Below are 19,136 nucleotides of genomic sequence, written 5' to 3' on the forward strand. Positions count from 1 at the left end.
TGAAAATACCCATAATCCGCCGTGTCACACCTGCAGAACCGAACTCACCAGCAATTGCGTATAGGCATGCTGCGGGTCGTCCAGCACCTGGTCGGTCAGCCCGGTCTCGACCACATGGCCCGATTTCATCACCATCAACCGGTCGGCCAGCAGTCGCACCACCGCCAGGTCATGGGTGACGATGATCGCGCTCAGCCCCATCTGCCGCACCAGCCCGCGCATCAGGTCCAGCAGCCGTGCCTGCACGCTGACGTCCAGCCCCCCCGTGGGCTCGTCCATAAACACCAGCCGCGGGCCGGTCACCAGGTTGCGCGCGATCTGCAGCCGCTGCTGCATGCCGCCGGAAAAGGCCGAGGGCCGGTCGTCCACCCGGTCGGCCTCGATCTCGACCCGGCCCAGCCAGTCGAGCGCACTTTCGCGGATCGCCCCGTAATGCCGCGCGCCCACGGCCATCAGCCGCTCGCCCACATTGCCGCCTGCGGAAACGCCCATCCTCAGCCCGTCGCGCGGGTTCTGGTGGACGAAGGCCCAGTCGGTGCGCCCCAGCATGCGCCGTTCGGGCTCGCTCATCGTGACGGTGTCCTTCAGCCCCTCGGCGCGGGTGTCGAACTGCACCTCGCCCGCATCGGGCGCCAGGTGCCCGGCGAGGCAGTTCAGCAGCGTCGACTTGCCCGACCCGCTCTCGCCGACGATCCCCATCACCTCGCCGGGGTAAAGGTCGAAGCTGACATCGGCACAGCCGATCCGGGCCCCGTAGAACTTCGACACGCCCCGAACGGAAAGCAACGGCTCCGCCGCCGCCCAAGACCTTTCGGAACAATCCCGGCACGACTCTTGCGAAGCATTTTGCACGCTCATGCCTGTCCCTCCTCGTAAGGCGCGCCCATCGCGCCGACATGACCGTCGTCCCGGCGCGTGGCGCAGTAATCGGTGTCCGAACAGACGAACATCCGCCCGCCCGCATCGTCGACGATCACCTCGTCGAGATAGCTGTCCTCGGCCCCGCAGAGGGCACAGGGCTTTTCGGCCTTCATCCGCTGGAACGGGTAATCCTCGAAATCGAGGCTGACCACGCTGGTGTAGGGCGGCACCGCATAGATGCGCTGCTCGCGCCCCGCACCAAACAGCTGGATCGCCGCCATCTCCATTTTCGGATTGTCGAATTTCGGGATCGGCGAGGGGTCCATCACGTAGCGCCCCGCCACCTTGACCGGGTAGGCATAGGCGGTGGCGATATGGCCGTGGCGCGCGATGTCCTCGTAAAGCTTCACATGCATCAGCCCGTACTCCTGAAGGGCGTGCATCTTGCGCGTCTCCGTCTCGCGCGGTTCGAGAAAGCGCAGGGGTTCGGGGATGGGCACCTGGTAGACCAGGATCTGCCCCTCGATCAGCGGCTCTTCGGGGATACGGTGGCGGGTCTGGATCACCGTGGCCTCGGCGGTGCGCTCGGTCGCCTCCACCCCCGCCACCCGGCCGAAGAACTTGCGAATCGACACCGCGTTCGTGGTGTCGTCGGCGCCCTGGTCGATCACCTTGAATCGGTCCTCTGGCGTCAGCACCGCGGCCGAGACCTGCACGCCGCCGGTACCCCAGCCATAGGGCATGGGCATCTCGCGGCTGGCAAAGGGCACCTGGTAGCCTGGAACGGCCAGAGCCTTCAACAATGCCCGGCGGATCATCCGCTTTGTCTGCTCATCGAGGTAAGCGAAGTTATAATGGTCCGTTTTCGTCATCTTTCGGCCCCGATTCCCCTGCAAACAGTCCTCGTAGCGAATGAGGAGCGCCCGTCATGGACTGGATTTCCACCATCACCTTCGACCAACTGGCCTACAGCATCCTGATGCTCGGACTGATCCGCGAAGGCATGGTCTTTGCCCTGCCCGACACCATTGCCGGACCGGGCGGCTGGCTGATCGACACCCAGCCCGAAGACTGATCCATGGACACGCTCTGGCACATGCTCACGACGACGAGCTGGGGCCACGGCCTCTTGCTCGTGCTGGCCGCGGTCGGACTGCATCAGATCGTCATCCTCGCCCAGAAGCGCGACGCGCGCACGCCGAACCCCCGCGGGACGGATAGCGGCCACTGGGCCGACCACGACCGGTTCGACGACGGCCGCGACAGGGGCCGCTAGGCTCATTCCGCCGCCGCCCGGGCCATGGCCGCCTCGGCCTCGGCCCTGATCTTTCGGATCAACTCCAATTCGGATTGGAAATCCACGTAGTGGGGCAGCTTGATATGCTCCAGAAACCCTGACGCCTGGATGTTGTCGCAGTGATAAAGCACGAATTCTGCGTCCTGCGCCGGGGCGCCGGTGTCGTCCTCGCCCAACTCTTCCCACCTGAGCGACCGGTCGACCAGCGCCATGGAAATCGCCTTGCGCTCGGTCTGGCCGAAAGCCAGGCCATAGCCACGGGTGAATTGCGGCGGTTCGGTCTTTGAGCCGGTGAACTGGTTGACCGTCTCGCATTCGGTCAGCCGCACCTCGCCGATCTCGATGGCAAAGCCCAGCTCGGGGATGTCCATCTCGACGCTGACCGCGCCGATCCTGAGTTCGCCAACGAAGGGATGGTTGCGCCCGTAGCCGCGCTGGGTCGAATAGGCCATGCCCAGCACGAACCCCTCGTCGCCCCGCGTCAGCGCCTGTAGCCGCAGGGCGCGATTGGCGGGAAACTCCATCGGCGCGCGGGTCAGGTCGGGGGGCGTGTCCTCGGCCGGCTCTTCGCGCTGGATCAGCCCGTCGCGGTCGAGATACTCGGTGATGCGCGGCATCGGCGCGGTTTGCGGCGCCGATGCGGGCGCCTCGGGCGCCTCGCCCTCGGCGGCCAGTTTGAAATCCAGAAGGCGATGGGTGTAGTCGAAGGTCGGCCCCAGCACCTGCCCGCCCGGCGCGTCCTTGAAGGTCGCCGAGATGCGCCGGTCGCAGACCATCGCGCCGGTATCGACGGGCCGCGAGGCCCCGATCCGCGGCAGCGTGGTGCGGTAGGCACGGATCAGAAACACCGCCTCGATCAGATCGCCGCGGGCCTGCTTGATCGCCAGCGCCGCAAGGTCGGGGTCGTAAAGCGAGCCCTCGGCCATAACCCGGTTGACCGCGAGGGCCAGCTGCTCGCGGATCTGCGCCACGCTCAGCTCGGCGATGCCGGGATCGCCGCGCCGTTCCTCGGCGAGCCAGTCATGGGCGTTGTCGATGGCGCGCTCACCGCCTTTCACCGCGACATACATCAGGCGGCCTCCACCCTGGTGCTGCGCGGCAGCGCGGCCAGCCGGTTGCCCGACGTGAAGAAGAAGTCGAGCCCCAGCGGATAGCCCGCCGCGTTGGCGCGAAAGGCGTCGATCTCGGGCAGGCCGAGGCTTTCTTCGGTCTCGATCCCCGGCCCGGTCAGACGCGCGCCGGCCTTTTCCAGCGCCGGCATCTCGACGATCAGCGTGGCCGAGCGGTCGGGGTATTCGGACACGCCCGCCCGGTAGGCGCCAAGCGGTGCAAGCGCCGCCCAGTCACCGACTGCAAAGGCGGCGTCCCTTGGCCGCGTGAGCGGCGCGCCGGTATGAAAGGTGAGCCACTCCCGCAGGGCCGGCGTATCCCAGCCCCCCGCAAGGTAAAGCGGCGTGTCGCCATCGGCCAGCGTCAAGAGCAGCGTACCGGCGGCGGCGGACAGTGGCGCCGGGGGCGCGGCCCCGGCGATCTGGAAAATCCGCCCGGGCCGGGCCATCGCTTCGAGCGCGGCGCGAAAGGCGTGAGCGGCATCGACGGGGGCGTCGGCGAACCCGCCGGTCAGGGCGTTTGTCTGCATCGCTCAATCCTCTCCGCGGACCATCGTGAAGAACTCGACCTTCGTCGCCGCAGCCTTGGCCGCGCGGGCGGTGCGGGCGGCGGCCATTTCCTGCGCCAGCGGCGCCAGGATCGCGGCGCGCACCCGGTCGGCCTGCCCGGTCTGCATCAGCGCATCTACCAGCGCCGCATGACGGGCTTTTTCCTTGTCGCGGCCCTGCACGTAGCCGTGGCCCACCTCGCCGGTCTCCAGCCGCAGCGCACAGCGCGTCACCGTCATCTCGCCTATGTTGAACGGCGCGCCGGTGCCGCCCATGCGGCCGCGCACCATCACGCCGCCCACCTCGGGCGCGCGCAGCCAGGAAAAGCCGGGCTCGGGGCCGAAGCCCGCCCAAAGCGCCGCCAGGCGCTCTGCCGGGGCCTTGGCCAGAAGGCCCATCCAGCCCTTTCGTGTGTCGATCTCGCTCATGTAGACAGCTTGCCGATTTGTCTAGGTTTCTATACAACTAGACAAATCATTACGCCTTTGCCCCGAGTCGCGCAAGCCGCCCCAACGTGAAGTTTCAGTGACATGGCCCGCACCCCGATCTGGACATCGATCTACGAGACCCTGACCGCCGAGATCGGTACCGGCCGCTACCGGCCGGGCGACAAGCTGCCCACCGAGGCGGAACTGGCGCAACGCTTCGGCGTCAACCGGCACACCGTGCGCCGGGCGCTGGCGGCGCTGGCCGAGGCCGGCCTCGTCCACGCGCGACGCGGCGCCGGCGTTTTCGTGGCGGCCAAACCCACCGATTACCCGCTGGGCCGGCGCGTGCGCTTTCACCAAAACCTCAAGGCCGCCGGGCAAAGCCCCACGCGAAAGGTGCTTTTGCTGGAAACCCGGCTGGCCGACGCGCGCGAGGCCGAGGCGCTCGCCCTGCCATCGGGGGCCGAGGTGCACGTGTTCGAAGGGATATCGCTGGCTGACGGCGTGCCGCTCGGTCTTTTCCGCAGCGTCTTTCCCGCGGCGCGCTTTGCGGGGCTTCTGCCGGTGCTGGACGAGACCCGCTCGATCACCGCGGCCCTGGCCCGCCTGGGTGTCACCGATTACACGCGCGCCTCCACCCGGCTCACCGCCAAGCTCGCAACCGCCACGCAGGCGCTGCACCTGCAGGTCGGCGAGGGCGCCCCGATCCTGCGCACGGTCAGCGTGAATGTCGACGCAAACGGCCAGCCTGTCGAATACGGCCATACCTGGTTTGCCGGTGACAGGATCAGCCTCACCGTCGCGCCGGAATAATAATAAAACACGCGGTTTCTGTCATATCGGCGATACAGAGCCGGGTTATCCACAGAACTCAAAATCACTGGCGAGCAGGTTCCATGCCCACGATGCTTCAGCCCTTGCGTTTTACCGGCGCGACAATCCTTCGTGACGGCGAGATGCAGCAGCGCTCGCTGGCGATTGCGGACGGGCGCATCACCAGAGGCCCCCTGCCCGAGGTCGACCTTTCGGGCTACCTGATCCTGCCCGGCATCGTCGATCTGCACGGCGACGCTTTCGAGCGGCACATCGCGCCGCGCCCCTCGGCGCCGTTCGACATGGAAACCGGTCTGGCCGGCACCGACCGCGACGCCGCCGCCAACGGCGTGACCACCGCCTGGCTGGCGCAAAGCTGGTCTTGGGAGGGCGGGCATCGCGGACCCGACCATGCCGAGGCTTTGATGACCGCGCTCGACGCCTATCGCCCGCGCGCCCTGACCGACCTGCGTATCCAGGTCCGCTGCGAGACCCATATGGTCGACACCGGTCCGCGCCTGCTCGACGCCGTGCGCCGGCACCGGATCGACTACGTGGTGTTCAACAACCACCTCGACGAGGCGGTGGACCATGCCCGCGAACAGTCCGAGGTGATCCATCACTGGGCGCGGCAGGCGGGCCGCACGCCCGAGCAATATGTCGATCAGATCAAGACGGCCGCGGCCCGGTCGCGCGAGGTGCCGCGCCACCTGTGCCGCCTGGCCGACGCGTTCGACGAGATGGGCGTGCTTTACGGCAGCCATGACGACCCCGACGGCGAGACGCGCGAGCATTACTCGATGATCGGGGCGCGGATCGCCGAGTTCCCCACCTCTCGCCGGGCCGCCGCCGCGGCCAAGGCGATGGGCGACCCGGTGCTGATGGGGGCGCCCAACGTGGCCAGGGGCGGTTCGCAATCGGGCAATGTCGCGGCGTCCGACCTGATCGCCCAGGGGTTCTGCGACGCGCTGGTGTCAGATTACTACTACCCGGCGCTCGCTCGTGCCGCCTGGCGGTTGGTCGACATGGGGCTGATGGGCCTGCCCCGCGCCTGGGCGATGATTTCCGAAAAACCGGCCGAGATCCTGCGCCTGCCCGACCGGGGCCGGCTGGATGTCGGGCGCGGGGCGGATCTGTGCGTGGTAAACGCCGAGACCCGAACGGTCGAGATGACGATCGCGGGCGGGCGGCTGACCTATCTCGCCGGCGAGGCCGCACACCGCTTTGCCCATCGCATCGCCGCGCTGGACATGGCCGCCGAGTAAGGCCGCGACATTTCCTGCGAGATGCCGGCGAATTGATATGCTTTCGACACATTCGTGTGCGACATATTGTCCGTAGCGCCGCAAGGTGACCGCGAATTTTAAACGAGTACTTTTTTGCGAGAAAAGGGATGGTCCGATGGGCCATCCCTTATTCTTGCGGGCGCTCATTCCTGCGGCGCGGCGCCCTCGTATTTCTCGAGAAACGCCTCGATATCGAGGCTGCGGAAATCGGCCAGCGCCGCGCGAAGCGCCGCGTGCGGCCAGTCCCACCATGCCAGCCCCATGAGCCGCTCGGCAATCTCCGCCGGAAAGCGCGGCCGCAGCGGCACCGCGGGCAGGCCCGCCACGATCATGTAGGGCGCCACGTCGCGGGTGACGACGGCACCGGCGGCCACCACCGCGCCATCGCCCACGCTGAGCTCTGGCCGGATGATCGCGCCATGGCCGATCCAGGTGTCGTGCCCGATCGTGGTGCGGCGGCTCTTGCGATGGGCGAAGAACGCGGGGTCGGCCTCGGCGTCGTCCCAGTAATCGGCCGAGCGGTAGAGGAAATGGTGCAGGCTGGCGCGCTGCATCGGGTGGTCTGTCGGGCCGATCCGGGCAAAGCTGGCGATATTGGCGAACTTGCCCACGGTGGTGTTGGCGATGTCGGCGTAGCGGTCGCAATAGGAATAATCGCCAAGCTCGGAATCGGCGATCCGGCTGCCGCGGCCGATCTCGACATAGCGGCCGAAGCAGGAGGCGGCGATCTCGCAATCGGGGTGGACGACGGGCTCTTCGCTCAGGCGTGGCATGGGGCGGCTCCGTTGTGCCGGAGTTTTCGCCTCCGGCGGGGATATTTGAGGCCAGAAGAAATGGCGGGCTAGACGCCCTTGATCAGGCGGCGGCGCAGGATACCCGAGATCCAGTCCATCAGCATCACCATGAGGATGATCAACACGATGTAATAGCTGACCTCCTCCCAGTCCTTCTGGGTGATCATCGCCTGGGTCAGCAGCAAGCCGATGCCGCCGCCGGTGATCGCGCCGATGATGGTGGCGCTGCGGGTGTTGGATTCCAGGTAGTAGAGGACCTGGGACAAGAGCACCGGGGTGATCTGCGGGATCACGCCGAAGCGGTAGCGGCCGAGCACCGGCGCGCCGGTGGATTGCACCCCCTCGATCTGCTTGTCGTCAACGTTTTCCAGCGCCTCCGAGAACATCTTGCCGAAGCTGCCGGTATCGGTGAACAGGATCGCCAGCGCCCCCGTCAGCGGGCCGGGGCCGAAGGCGCGGGCCAGAACGATCGTCCAGATCAGCGCGTCGACCCCGCGCAGAAAGTCGAAGACACGGCGGATACCGAGACGCAGCCCCCTCACCGGCGTGAAGTTCTTGGCCGCCACGAAGGCCAGCGGCAGCGCCACCATGGCCGCGCCCATCGTGCCGAGAAACGCCATCAGGATCGTCTCGAAGATCGCCCAGAGGACCTCGGCGTGGCGCCACATGGCGTTGGTCCAGAAATCGTGCCAGGCGCCGGCGAGATTGCCGCGCGCGGGGTCGATCCGGGGGCCCAGCAGGATCTCGGTCAGGGAATGGCCGTGATAGGGGCTGTCGAGCGTGAAGAAGAACAGCTCCCACCCCCGGAAATAGCGAAATACCTCGGTCCGGTTGCGGGTGACGCTGACGCGGCCGGCCTCGGTGGTGATGGCCAGCCGGTTTTTCGAGACGCTGATCCAATCGGGCACGTCACCGGCAAGGTTGGTCTCGACGCCGCGGGCGCGGCTGGGCATCGCCTCGATCACACCGTAGCCGGGCACATCGTACACCATGCCGTTCTCGGTATAGGTGACGACATGGCCGCCGCCGAGGTCGATCACCGTTTCGGCGCCGGTGCGGGTGACCCAGTCGGGCGGAGCGTCGGGCGCGTAGGTGCCCTTGCGCTCGCCCTCGATGGCGACGCTCAGCTCGCCCGAGCGGTTGTCGCGGGTGACGTGGGTCTTGTAGCTGTAGCTGTCGGCGACCAGCGCGCGACCGTTGTCCCAGCGGGCCCGTTCGGCCAGGCCGGGAATGCCGAAGGCAACCGCGATATAGGCGAGATAGACCAGCACCAGCGCGGGCAGGCCGAAACTGACCAGCCGGCGGCGGACAAAACTGCGCTCGGCCGCGGCCTTCTGGATGTCGGTGGCGGCGAGGCTCATGCCGGGGCCCTCCCGCGGGTCAGGCGGTTACGGTAATGGCTGGAAAGCTGGTCGAAGAAGACGATGGCGGCGAACAGCAGGATGAAGATCGCCGCCGCCTCGTCGAACTTGCCCTGCCCCCAGGACATGGCGTTTTTCAGCTCGTAGCCGATGCCGCCCGCGCCGACGAAGCCCAGAATCGCCGAGGCGCGGATATTGATCTCGAAGCGAAGAAGCGCGTAGCTGAGATAGTTGGGCGCGACCTGCGGGATCACCCCCAGCCACATGCGCTGAATCCAGGTGGCGCCGACCGAGGCGAGCCCGTCGAGGGGATTCATGTCGGCGTTCTCGTTCACCTCGGAAAAGAGCTTGCCCAGCGCGCCGCCGGTGTGAAAGGCGATGGCGATCATCGCCGGCACCGGCCCGCCGCCGAGCACGAAGATCAGCACCAGCGCGATAACGATCTCGGGGACCGCGCGCATGATGTCCATGACGCGCCGAAAGAGCGGGATCAGCCGCGGGAACCGCGCAAGGCCCCGGGTCGACAGCAGCGACAGCACCAGCCCGAGGATGCCGCCCACCAGGGTCGACACCGCGGCGATGTTGATCGTCTCGATCAGCGCGGGGAAGAAATGCACCAGGTGCGCGGGCAAAAGCGCGACCTTGGCCGCCGCCTCGTCCACCACCAGCGCGGGGAAATCGAATATGTTGTGCAGCCCGTCCCAGAAGCCGCCAGCGTTGCGCGCGTTCGAGACCATGAAGCCCGAGGTCATCAGCGCGGCGAAAATCGTCAGAGCCAGCCCGGAATAAAGCCGACGCCGCTGTGTGAGGGCCATGTAGTGGCCGCGTATGTCGCCCGCCCCGGTGGCCGGGCCCGCGGTAATCGTGTCTGCCATCTGGGCTTTCCCTGAAACGTAAGGCGGGCCCGGATCGTCCGGGCCCGCCCCTGCACCGATAGGCGCTTAGTTCGATTTGGACCTGCGGGCTTCGATGATCGACAGGTAGGCGTCGTGGGTGATCGGGTCGAAGCCCAGCGATTCACCGGCCGAGATGTTGTAGGTGCACTCCTTGTCGGCATCGTACATGCCGTCGATCAGCGCGGTCATCTCGGCCTTGACCTCTTGCGGAAGCGCCTTGCGCAACACGATCGGGCCTTCCGGGATCGGCTTGGAACGCCAGATCTCGACCAGGTCGTTCATGTCGATCAGGCCGGCATCCACCGCCTTGCGCAGGGCGCCCGAGTTGTAGCCGTCTTCCCAGTCGCCCTGGCCGTCGGCCCAGGTCACGCCGCCGTCCACGTCGCCGTTGTTGACCGCGACGATGGTCTGCTCGTGGCCGCCGGTAAAGACGACCTCACCGAAGTAGTCGCCCGACTCCATGGAGGCGCCGGTCGCCTCGGGGATCTCGATCGAGGGGATCAGGTAGCCCGAGGTCGAGTTCGGGTCGCCGAAGCCGAATTTCTGGCCCTGCATGTCGTCCAGCGAGGCGATGCCGCTGTCTTTGCGGGCGAAGCCGATCGAGTGGTAGCCGTAGGAGCCGTCGAGGTTGATCTTGACCAGCACCGGCTCGACCGCTTCGGGGTCTTCGAGGTAGGTCTTGGCGTAGCCCGAGGCGCCCAGCCAGGCCATGTCGATGGTGCCGCCCAAAAGGCCCTGGATCACACCGTTATAGTCGGCGGGCGCAAACAGCTTGACCGGGACGCCCAGCGCCTCTTCGGTGTAGGTCTTCAGGCATTCGTGGCTGGTCAGGCGGTCCTGCGCGTTCTCGCCGCCGAGGATGCCGATGCGAAATTCGTCGATATTCTGGGCCATGGCCGGGGCGGCAAGGGCGGTGGTGGCCACAAGGGCGGTCAGCAGATGCTTCATCGTTTCTCTCCAGGTTGGTTTTGCCCCCCGGGAGGCGCCCGGGAGTGCAGATGAAAACTCTCGGGATGCTCAGAGCAGCTCGGCCTCCTCCATCATTGCGCGGGAGGTTTCGTCCAGCGCATTGATGGACGTGGAGGTCGACGCCTCGGAAAAAGAGGCGTCGGCGCCGTAGATGTCGCGCGCCGCGCCGGTGGTCAGTTGGTCGGGGGTGCCGTCGAACACCACGCGGCCGTCGCGCATCCCGATCACCCGGTCGCAATAGCGCCGGGCGGTATCCAGCGTGTGCAGGTTGGCGATCACCATGCGGCCGTCTTCCTCGTGGATGCGGCGCAGGGCGTCCATCACCACCTGGGCGTTCATCGGGTCGAGGCTGGCGATAGGTTCGTCGGCGAGGATGATCCTGGGGTCCTGCATCAGTGCGCGGGCAATGGCCACGCGCTGTTGCTGCCCGCCCGACAGCGCCTCGGCGCGCTTGGGCGCCTGCTCGGCGATGCCCAGCCGGTCGAGGATGTCGATGGCGCGGTGGATGTCGGCGCTCGGGTAGAGATTGAAGAACGTGGTCAGCGCCGAATGGCGGTTGAGCGTGCCGTGCAGCACGTTCGAGACGACATCGAGCCGGGGCACAAGGTTGAACTGCTGAAAGATCATCGCGCAGTCGGATTGCCACGCGCGCTTGGCGCTGCCCCGCAGCTCCAGCACGTTGCGCCCCTCGAACCGGATCGCGCCCATGCTGGCATCGGTCAGCCTGTTGATCATGCGCAGAAAGGTCGATTTGCCCGCGCCGGACCGCCCGATGATCCCGATGAATCCGGGGCGGTCCACGGCAAAGCTGACATTGTCGACGGCGGTGTTCTGGCCGAACACCTTGGTCACCTTTTCGACCTCTAGCGACATTTCGCCCCCTGTTGCCGGTTTCCACGCCTCGTATCGGCGGCGCGCGACGGGTTTGTTGCATTTTGCCGAAGCTTTTGTGACGGTCGCCGGCCCGTGGGCCGGGCCGCGCGGGGCGGTTGCCGCCGCCGGCCATCTGGCGCATTCTGCGCCCGCCCGAAGCGAGAGAAAGGCGCAAGATGCACCGTTTCAGACCGACAGCCGAAACCCAGCGCGCCTATCGCGATGCGCTCGGCTGTTTCGCCACAGGGGTGACGGTGGTGACGGCCGCCAGCCCGTTGGGGCCGGTGGGAATGACCGCCAACAGCTTCGCCTCGGTCTCTCTCGACCCGCCGCTGATCCTGTGGTCGCCGGCGCGCGCATCGAGCCGCTACGCCGCGATGGCCGGGGCCGGCCGATTTGCCGTGCATGTGCTCGGCGCGGGCGAGCACGCCCTGGCAAACCGCTTTGCCCGGTCCGGCGGCGCGTTCGAGGGGCTGGCGATGGAGGGCGCGAATGATCCGCCGCTGATCGACGAGGGATGGATCGCGCGGTTCCTGTGCACGCGGGCCGCGGTGCACGAGGCGGGCGACCACGCCATCGTGGTGGGCCACGTCGAAGAGGTCGCGCGCCGCGAGGGGCCGCCGCTGGTCTTTGCCGGCGGCGCCTACGGCGATTTCAGCCCCGAGGGGTGAGGCCGCGCGCCGGGCCTTCGGCGCGCGTAACCCTTGCAATCGCGCCGCCCCCTGACAAGTAATGCAAGGCAAGGGTCGCGCCCCGGCGCGACCGCCAACTGCGTCGGGGCCGCCGGCGCCCCGCGGGACTGGCCGTAGCGATGAGCGAACATCGTGACGATTGGGTGATCGCCACGCTTCTGGATGACGTGTCGGCGCTGGCCGTGGCCCGCGACAAGGTCAGCCTGGGCGAGCTTGTCGACACGCTGGGAGCGCGCGGATTCGGGCCGCTGCTGGTGGTGCTGTCTGCCTTTCTCATCCTGCCGGTAGGCATGGTTCCGGGCATGCCCGGCATTGTCGGGCTCTTCCTCATCCTTATCGGGTCGCGCATGGCGGTGGGCAGCACGCAGCTTTGGCTGCCCGAAAGGCTGCGCCGGGTGACCCTGCCCGCGCGCCTGCTGGTCTCGTCGGTCGCCCGTGCCCAGCCCGCGGTGCTGTGGCTGCGCCCGCTGGTGGCCCCGCGCCTGCCCTATCTTGTGGAAAGCGACGTGATGCTCAGGGTGATCGCGATCATCCTGATGGCCACCGGCGCGGTGAACATCCTGATCGGATTCATCCCCGGCCTGCCCTTCCTGATGTCGATGCATGTGCTGGTGCTGGGCATCGCGGTGTCGTCGCGCGACGGGGTGCTCGGGCTGGTGGGCTACGCCTTGTTGCTGCCCGAACTGGTGATCATCTGGCGGCTGCTGACCTGACCGCGCTGTTCGGTCGCCGCCCCGTCAGCTTGACGCAGGCCCCGGCATCCCGTAAGGAAACGCGCGATCGACATCATGATCGGCAATCCGGCCGGTCGGGCCGCGCGGGACATGCGGCCGAACAGAAGCCGCAAAAGCAAGGGTCTTCATGACGACATTCGCCGATTTGGGGCTGGACCCCAAGGTGCTTTCCGCTATCGCCGACGCCGGCTACGAAACGCCGACGCCGATTCAGGCCGGGGCGATTCCCCCGGCTCTCGAAGGGCGCGACGTTCTGGGCATCGCCCAGACCGGTACCGGCAAGACGGCCGGCTTCGTGCTGCCGATGATCACGCTCTTGGGGCGTGGACGCGCCCGGGCGCGCATGCCGCGCAGCCTGGTGCTGGCCCCCACGCGGGAACTGGCCGCCCAAGTGGCCGAGAACTTCGACACCTATTCCAAGAAGACCAAGCTGACGAAGGCCCTGCTGATCGGCGGCGTGTCGTTCAAGGAACAGGACGCGCTGATCGACAAGGGCGTGGACGTGCTGATCGCCACCCCCGGCCGCCTGCTGGACCATTTCGAGCGCGGCAAGCTGCTTTTGACCGGCGTGCAGATCATGGTGGTGGACGAGGCCGACCGGATGCTCGACATGGGTTTCATCCCCGATATCGAGCGCATCTTCCAGCTGACCCCCTTCACCCGGCAGACGCTGTTTTTCAGCGCCACCATGGCCCCCGAGATCGAGCGCATCACCTCGACCTTCCTTTCGGCGCCCGCCAAGATCGAGGTCGCCCGGCGCGCCAGCGCCGCCGAAAGCATCGAACAGGGCGTGGTGCGCTACACCGCCACCCGCAAGGACCGCCAGGCCAAGGAAAAGCGCGAGTTGCTGCGCGCGCTGATCGACAGCGAGGGCGAGGCTTGCAAGAACGCCATCATCTTCTGCAACCGCAAGACCGAGGTCGATACCGTCGCCAAGTCGCTGCAGAAACACGGCTACGACGCGGCACCGATCCACGGCGACCTGGACCAGAGCCAGCGAACGCGAACGCTGGAATCCTTCCGCGACGGGCGGCTGCGGCTTCTGGTGGCCTCGGACGTGGCCGCGCGCGGGCTCGACATCCCCGCGGTCAGCCACGTGTTCAACTACGACGTTCCGAGCCATGCCGAGGATTACGTCCACCGCATCGGCCGCACCGGCCGCGCCGGGCGCCTGGGCAAGGCGCTGACAATCTGCGTGCCGCATGACGAGAAATGGCTCAGCGCGATCGAGGCCCTGGTGGAAAAGGGAATTCCGCGGGTCGAAAGCCCGCTCAAGGGCCTGTCCGACGAAGACAAGCCGAACAGCAGTCCGCGCGGGCGCCAGCCCAAGACGGAAGCGGCCGAGGCAGCGTCTTCCCCTGCCCCTGCCCCCGCCCGTGACACGGCCGAGCCGAAGCCCGAACGCAGTGATCGGGCCGAGCGTGGCGACCGCAGCGACCGGGGCGAGCGCAAGTCGGGCCGCGGCAAACGCGGCGGGCGCGGCGGCGGCGGCGGGCGCGACGAGCCGGTGGTCGGCATGGGCGATCATATGCCCGCCTTCCTCACCCGGTCGTTCAAGCCGAAAACCGACACCCGCAGCGAGCCCGAGGCCGAACCGGCGCCCGAATCGCAAACCGCCGACGCCGACTGAGCGCTGGACAGGAACGGGCGCTCGGGCAGACCACTGCCGGGCGCCCCTCATTGTCACTGACGCAGCGCGGGGCGGCGTTGCGCCTCTCCCCCAAGCCGAACACCGCGGCCCCGATTTGATCCGGGCGGGCGGCAGGCAGCGGCCTGCCCCTCAAGGCGCGCCGCCGCCGGCCGTCGCTGCCGCTAGGCGCTCAGCCGGCTGATCACCACCGTCACCTCGGGTTTCTTGCCGATCTCGTTCTGCGCGCCTTGCCGCACGATCCGGCGCAGCGCATCCTCAAGCTTGTCGTCATCGGCCAGCGTCTTGTCCTCGGCCCGCCGCATGAACTGGTCGAGATCGGCCTCCAGCACTTCGGCCAGCGCCGCATTCGAGCGCCCCGTTTCAGGCAGGCCCATCAACTCGACCCAGGGCTCGCCCAGCGGCTCGCCCTCCTCATCGAGGATCAGCGTCACCATCGCGTGGCCGTTCAGCGCCATGCGCATCCGATCGCGCACCACACCGTCCAGCGCGCCGATCTGCACGGCACCATCCAGATAGGTGCGGCCGGCCTCGATCACGTCGACCACGCGGGGCGGGGTGTGCGAAAGCTCGACCATGCTGCCATTGGGCGCCAGAACCGCCGGCAGCGCATTCTCGGCCGCCAGTTTCACATGTTCGCGCAGGTGCCGGTGTTCGCCGTGCATCGGCACCACCACCTCGGGGTTGATCAGCCGGTGCACCTCGGAGAGGTCGGGCCGGTTGGCGTGGCCCGAGACATGGTAGAGATCGGCCGCGTCGTCGACCACGTCGACACCAATCTCGGACAGGGCGTTGACGACGCGCAGCACCTCGCGCTCGTTGCCGGGGATGGTTTTCGACGAGAACAGGAACAGATCGCCCGCCTTCAGCTCCAGCCCCATGTAGCGCCCGCGCGACAGCTGCCCCGAGGCCGCGCGGCGTTCGCCCTGGCTGCCGGTGACGATCAGCATCAGATGCTCGCGTGGGATCTCGGCGGCCTCTTCGGGCGGCACCGTCGTGGGGAAATCGGTCAGGATGCCAGACTCGACCCCCGCCTCGATCATCCGTCGCATCGCCCGGCCCAGCAGGCAGACCGACCGGCCCGCGGCATGACCGGCCTCGGCCAGCGTCTTCACCCGCGCGATGTTCGAGGCGAATGTCGTGGCCACCACCATCGCCTCGGCCCTTTGCACGAGCTGGGTAATGGCCGGGCCCACCGTCGCCTCGGACCGGCCCGGTTGGGGCGAGAAGACGTTGGTGGAATCGCAGGTCAGCACCTTGACGCCCGGCGCGGCCACCTCGGCCCAGAGCGCGCGGTCGAAGGGCTCGCCCAGCACGGGCGTGACATCCAGCTTGAAATCGCCGGTATGCACGATACGCCCCGCCGGGCTGTCGATCACCATCGACGAGCTTTCGGGGATCGAGTGCGAGACCGGCAGGAAGCCCACCTTGAACGGCCCGGCCTCGACCTGGTGCGGCCAGGGGCCGGTCACGCGCACCTCTTCAGGGTCGTTGCCCTGTTCGTCCATCTTTCGGGCGGCGTGGTTGGCGGTAAAGGCGCGCGCGTAGACCGGCGCCTTCAGCCGACGCCACAGATGGCCCAGTGCGCCGACATGGTCCTCGTGGGCGTGGGTGATGAAGATGGCCTCCAGCCGGTCGCGGCGTTGCTCAAGCCACGCGATGTCGGCAAAAATCAGATCGACCCCCGGCGTGCCATCCATGTTGGGAAAGGTCACGCCCAGATCGACCAGGATCAGCCGCTCGCGGCCGGCCGGGCCATAGCCGTAGACATAGGCGTTCATGCCGATTTCCCCGGCGCCGCCGAGGGGGAGGTAGATCAGTCGGTTGTCGCTGCTCATGTCGCCTCGTTTTGTGTGTTATAGGCATGGATAACGGTCAGGCCGTGCATCGTCAGGTCGTCCTCGATCGTGTCGAACAGCACGTCGCCCTGGGCAAAGAGCGACGCCAGCCCGCCGGTGCCGATGATCTTCATGGGGGTTTCGTATTCGGCGCGAATCTGCTCGGTAATGCCGCGCACCAGCCCTACGTAGCCCCAGAACACACCCGACTGCATACAGGCAACCGTATTGGTGCCAATAACCTTCTGCGGCATCGTCACATCCACATGGGGCAGCGCCGCGGCCGCCGAGTGCAGCGCCTCCAGGCTGAGATTGACCCCCGGCGCGATCACGCCGCCCACATAGGCGCCGTCATGGGCGACCACGTCGAAGGTGGTGGCGGTGCCGAAATCCACGACGATCAGGTCGCCGCCATGCCGGTCATAGGCGCCGGCGGTGTTGACCAGCCGGTCCGGCCCGACATGGGTGCCGAAATCGACGCGGGGGTTGTGGGGCAGCACGCAATCGGGCCGGCCGACGACCAGCGGGCGCGTCTTGAAATAGCGGTCGGAAAAGACGCGCAGGTTGAACACAACCCGCGGCACGGTGGACGACACGATCACGTCGGTGATCTCGGCGTCGATGCCGTGATGCTCGATCAGGGTCGAGTACCAGACGTAATACTGGTCGGCGGTGCGCTGATGTTCGGTCGCCGTCCTCAAGGTGCAGAGAAACCTCTGCCCGTCCCAGATGGAAAAGACGGTATTGGTGTTGCCGCAGTCGATGCACAGAAGCATGGCCGCCTCCCTTAGAAAAACACGTCCGCCGCGGCTATGGCACGCCGCCCGCCCGGCGTCTCTAGGACAAGCTGGCCGTCCTCGTCCACTGTCTCGAAGCGTCCGGTCACCTCGTCGGCGCCGGTTCGCGCGGTGATCGTCTCGCCCAGCCTCGCCGCGCGCTCCAGCCAGGCGCGGCGCAGCGGGCCAAAGCCGTGGATACGAAAGAACTGGTCCTGGTGGGCCATGTGTTCGGCCAGGAAGGCGAGGAATTCCAGCGGATCGACGGCCTCGCCCGTGACCTCGGCGAGGGTGACGGGCGCGATCCGCCCGGGCTCGATCGCCGCGTCGGCGGGCGCGGTGTTGAGGTTGACGCCGATGCCGATCGACAGCCGGTCGATGCGTTTGCCCTGCCCCGAGGATTCCAGCAGGATGCCGGCCAGCTTACGCCCGTCGAGCAGCACGTCGTTGGGCCATTTCAGGGCGATCGCAGCGCGGTCGTCCACATAGGCCAGCAGCGTGGCGTAAAGCGCATAGGACGCGACGAAGGAATAGAGCGCGGCCTTGGCCGGCGGGCAATCTGGCACCATCGCCAGCGTCGCCGACAGGTTGCCCTCGGGCGCGGCCCAGGCCCTGCCACGCCGACCCACCGCCGCCGTCTGGCGCCGCGCGGCGAACCAGGTCGGGCGGACGAGAGGCGCATGGCGGCGCGCCTCGGCCATCGTGCTGTCGACCTCGTCGAGCAGGATCAGGTCGTGCCCGGTCGGCCAGTGCCAGCCCGAAGCGTCAGTTGACAAGGGTTTCTGCCGCAGCCAGCGCCAGCCCCTCGACCCCGAAGAGGTTGACCACGCCCCCGACCATCGCGAAGGCCGAGACCATCATGAAGACCCACAGCACCCGCGGCATCGTCCCGTCGATGGCGGTGTCGGTCTCTTCGCCGAAATACATGTAGTAGACGATGCGCAGGTAATAGAAGGCGCTGATCACCGAGGCGATCACGCCGCCGACCGCCAGCCACACCAGCCCGCCGTCGACCGCCGCCTTGATCACGTAGAACTTGCCGAAGAAGCCCACGAAGGGCGGCACGCCCGCCAGGCTGAACAACAGCACCATCATCGCCAGCGCCTTCATCGGTTCGCGCTGCGAGAACATGTTGAGGCTGTTGATGTCTGTGACCGGCTGGCCGTCCTTTTCCATCGACAGGATGAAGGCGAAGGTGCCCACGTTCATCACCGTGTAGATGGTCATGTAGATCAGCATGGCCTGCACGCCGCCCGCGGTGCCCGCGGCCAGCCCCATCAGCGCAAAGCCCATATGGGCGATCGAGGAATAGGCCATCAGCCGCTTGATGTTGCGCTGGCCGATCCCCGCGACCGCGCCCAGCGCCATCGACAAGAGCGCCAGCACCGCCAGCACCTGCCCCCAGTCGCCCGGCACCGTGCCGAACCCGTCATGCAGCACCCGCGCGAAAAGGGCCATCGCCGCCATCTTGGGCGCGGTGGCGAAAAACGCGGTCACCGGGGTCGGCGAGCCTTCGTAGACATCCGGCGTCCACATGTGGAACGGCACCGCCGAGACCTTGAAGGCAAGGCCGGTGATCAGGAAGACGAGCCCGAAGAGAAGGCCCAGCGGCATGTCGCCCTCGCCCAGCGTCGACAGGATGCCCGAGAACAGCGTCGTGCCCGCATAACCGTAGATCAGCGACGCGCCGTAAAGCAGCAGGCCCGACGACAGCGCGCCGAGGACGAAGTATTTCAGCCCCGCCTCGGTCGAGCGCAAGCTGTCGCGCCTGAGCGCTGCGACCACGTAAAGCGCCAGCGATTGCAGCTCCAGCCCCATGTAAAGCGTCATCAGATCGCCCGACGACACCATCAGCATCATGCCCACGACCGACAGCGCCACCAGCACCGGAAACTCGAAGCGCAGCACGTTGGCGCGCTTCATGTAGTCCTTGCCCATCAGCAGTACCGCGCCCGCCGAGAGCAGGATCACCACCTTGGCAAAGCGGGCAAAGCCGTCGTCGATCACCGCGCCCTTGAACGCGGTGTCCACGCCGCCCGCCGAGGCGCCTACCCAGAAGGCCAGCGCGAACATCACAAGCGCCGTGGTCCACACCAGAAGCGGCGCCATCCGGTCCTTGCCGGTGTAGACGGCCACCAGCAGCGCGACCATGGCATAGGCCGCCAGCGCGATCTCGGGGATCAGAACGGAAAGTTCGGCAAGGTTCATCGCG

At 67.3% G+C, this 19,136-nt stretch carries 21 protein-coding genes; 7 read left to right on the forward strand and 14 right to left on the reverse strand.

The window, feature by feature from the left end:
• Positions 1-24: 24 nt before the first annotated feature.
• Positions 25-786 (reverse strand): phosphonate C-P lyase system protein PhnK, encoded by a 762-nt coding sequence (gene phnK, locus Ga0609869_RS14160; protein ID WP_281273253.1) that lies wholly within the window; start codon positions 784-786, stop codon positions 25-27.
• A 68-nt stretch (positions 787-854) separates the two neighbouring features.
• Positions 855-1,733, reverse strand: coding sequence for an alpha-D-ribose 1-methylphosphonate 5-phosphate C-P-lyase PhnJ (locus Ga0609869_RS14165; RefSeq protein WP_125403823.1), 879 nt, complete (start codon positions 1,731-1,733; stop codon positions 855-857).
• A 56-nt stretch (positions 1,734-1,789) separates the two neighbouring features.
• Between Ga0609869_RS14165 and Ga0609869_RS14170 the strand changes: the two genes are divergently transcribed.
• Complete coding sequence (locus Ga0609869_RS14170) at positions 1,790-1,936, forward strand: hypothetical protein (RefSeq protein WP_170168772.1); 147 nt, start codon at positions 1,790-1,792, stop codon at positions 1,934-1,936.
• Positions 1,937-1,957: 21 nt separating this feature from the next.
• Positions 1,958-2,137 (forward strand): hypothetical protein, encoded by a 180-nt coding sequence (locus tag Ga0609869_RS14175; protein WP_125403824.1) that lies wholly within the window; start codon positions 1,958-1,960, stop codon positions 2,135-2,137.
• A 2-nt stretch (positions 2,138-2,139) separates the two neighbouring features.
• Here the strand turns inward: Ga0609869_RS14175 and Ga0609869_RS14180 are convergent, their stop codons facing one another.
• From Ga0609869_RS14180 to phnG, 3 genes are read right to left on the reverse strand one after another with little or no spacing between them, the layout of a single operon-like run.
• Complete coding sequence (locus Ga0609869_RS14180; protein ID WP_125403825.1) at positions 2,140-3,228, reverse strand: carbon-phosphorus lyase complex subunit; 1,089 nt, start codon at positions 3,226-3,228, stop codon at positions 2,140-2,142.
• The gene (phnH, locus tag Ga0609869_RS14185; protein WP_125403826.1) at positions 3,228-3,797 is read right to left on the reverse strand and encodes a phosphonate C-P lyase system protein PhnH; all 570 of its coding nucleotides are present in this window, start codon (positions 3,795-3,797) and stop codon (positions 3,228-3,230) included. The genes Ga0609869_RS14180 and phnH overlap by 1 nt, the downstream gene beginning before the upstream one ends.
• Positions 3,798-3,800: 3 nt before the next feature.
• On the reverse strand, positions 3,801-4,244 hold the full coding sequence (gene phnG, locus Ga0609869_RS14190; RefSeq protein ID WP_125403827.1) for a phosphonate C-P lyase system protein PhnG: 444 nt from the start codon (positions 4,242-4,244) through the stop codon (positions 3,801-3,803).
• Positions 4,245-4,346: 102 nt separating this feature from the next.
• On the opposite strand from phnG, the gene phnF reads away from it, so the two are divergent.
• Positions 4,347-5,057: a phosphonate metabolism transcriptional regulator PhnF gene (gene phnF / locus Ga0609869_RS14195; RefSeq protein WP_125403828.1), complete on the forward strand. Its 711-nt coding sequence runs from the start codon at positions 4,347-4,349 to the stop codon at positions 5,055-5,057.
• 83 nt (positions 5,058-5,140) lie between these two features.
• Positions 5,141-6,322 carry an alpha-D-ribose 1-methylphosphonate 5-triphosphate diphosphatase gene (locus Ga0609869_RS14200; protein ID WP_125403829.1) on the forward strand — a complete coding sequence of 394 codons (1,182 nt, stop codon included), beginning with the start codon at positions 5,141-5,143 and terminating at the stop codon, positions 6,320-6,322.
• Positions 6,323-6,486: 164 nt separating this feature from the next.
• Here Ga0609869_RS14200 and Ga0609869_RS14205 read toward each other — a convergent pair whose 3' ends face one another.
• The 5 genes from Ga0609869_RS14205 to phnC all read right to left on the reverse strand — a co-directional run bounded on the left by Ga0609869_RS14205 (position 6,487) and on the right by phnC (position 11,236).
• Entirely contained in the window at positions 6,487-7,116 is a 630-nt protein-coding gene (locus tag Ga0609869_RS14205) for an LbetaH domain-containing protein (RefSeq protein WP_125403830.1), read from the reverse strand.
• A gap of 68 nt (positions 7,117-7,184) precedes the next feature.
• Positions 7,185-8,498 (reverse strand): phosphonate ABC transporter, permease protein PhnE, encoded by a 1,314-nt coding sequence (gene phnE / locus Ga0609869_RS14210; protein WP_125403831.1) that lies wholly within the window; start codon positions 8,496-8,498, stop codon positions 7,185-7,187.
• Positions 8,495-9,373 carry a phosphonate ABC transporter, permease protein PhnE gene (gene phnE, locus Ga0609869_RS14215; protein ID WP_125403832.1) on the reverse strand — a complete coding sequence of 293 codons (879 nt, stop codon included), beginning with the start codon at positions 9,371-9,373 and terminating at the stop codon, positions 8,495-8,497. Before phnE (Ga0609869_RS14215) ends, phnE (Ga0609869_RS14210) begins: the two co-directional genes overlap by 4 nt.
• 66 nt (positions 9,374-9,439) lie before the next feature.
• Positions 9,440-10,342, reverse strand: coding sequence for a phosphonate ABC transporter substrate-binding protein (phnD, locus tag Ga0609869_RS14220; RefSeq protein ID WP_125403833.1), 903 nt, complete (start codon positions 10,340-10,342; stop codon positions 9,440-9,442).
• Positions 10,343-10,411: 69 nt separating this feature from the next.
• Positions 10,412-11,236, reverse strand: coding sequence for a phosphonate ABC transporter ATP-binding protein (phnC, locus tag Ga0609869_RS14225; protein ID WP_125403834.1), 825 nt, complete (start codon positions 11,234-11,236; stop codon positions 10,412-10,414).
• Between the two features lie 176 nt (positions 11,237-11,412).
• Between phnC and Ga0609869_RS14230 the strand changes: the two genes are divergently transcribed.
• The 3 genes from Ga0609869_RS14230 (at position 11,413) to Ga0609869_RS14240 (ending at position 14,292) form a co-directional block, all read left to right on the forward strand.
• Positions 11,413-11,907, forward strand: a complete 495-nt coding sequence (locus tag Ga0609869_RS14230) for a flavin reductase family protein (RefSeq protein ID WP_125403835.1) — start codon at positions 11,413-11,415, stop codon at positions 11,905-11,907.
• A 140-nt stretch (positions 11,908-12,047) separates the two neighbouring features.
• The gene (locus tag Ga0609869_RS14235; RefSeq protein WP_125403836.1) at positions 12,048-12,641 is read left to right on the forward strand and encodes an exopolysaccharide biosynthesis protein; all 594 of its coding nucleotides are present in this window, start codon (positions 12,048-12,050) and stop codon (positions 12,639-12,641) included.
• Positions 12,642-12,789: 148 nt separating this feature from the next.
• A complete protein-coding gene (locus Ga0609869_RS14240; protein ID WP_125403837.1) occupies positions 12,790-14,292 on the forward strand; it encodes a DEAD/DEAH box helicase in 1,503 nt (500 codons plus the stop codon).
• Between the two features lie 182 nt (positions 14,293-14,474).
• Here Ga0609869_RS14240 and Ga0609869_RS14245 read toward each other — a convergent pair whose 3' ends face one another.
• The 4 genes from Ga0609869_RS14245 to nuoN are packed head-to-tail and all read right to left on the reverse strand — an operon-like array spanning position 14,475 to position 19,132.
• Complete coding sequence (locus tag Ga0609869_RS14245) at positions 14,475-16,148, reverse strand: ribonuclease J (RefSeq protein ID WP_125403838.1); 1,674 nt, start codon at positions 16,146-16,148, stop codon at positions 14,475-14,477.
• Positions 16,145-16,924: a type III pantothenate kinase gene (locus tag Ga0609869_RS14250; protein ID WP_125403839.1), complete on the reverse strand. Its 780-nt coding sequence runs from the start codon at positions 16,922-16,924 to the stop codon at positions 16,145-16,147. The genes Ga0609869_RS14245 and Ga0609869_RS14250 overlap by 4 nt, the downstream gene beginning before the upstream one ends.
• Positions 16,925-16,935: 11 nt before the next feature.
• Entirely contained in the window at positions 16,936-17,700 is a 765-nt protein-coding gene (locus Ga0609869_RS14255) for a biotin--[acetyl-CoA-carboxylase] ligase (RefSeq protein ID WP_125403840.1), read from the reverse strand.
• On the reverse strand, positions 17,690-19,132 hold the full coding sequence (nuoN, locus tag Ga0609869_RS14260; RefSeq protein WP_125403841.1) for an NADH-quinone oxidoreductase subunit NuoN: 1,443 nt from the start codon (positions 19,130-19,132) through the stop codon (positions 17,690-17,692). Before nuoN ends, Ga0609869_RS14255 begins: the two co-directional genes overlap by 11 nt.
• Positions 19,133-19,136: the final 4 nt, after the last annotated feature.

It is taken from the genome of Rhodovulum iodosum, assembly GCF_041020385.1.
Taxonomy (GTDB): Bacteria; Pseudomonadota; Alphaproteobacteria; order Rhodobacterales; family Rhodobacteraceae; genus Rhodovulum; species Rhodovulum iodosum.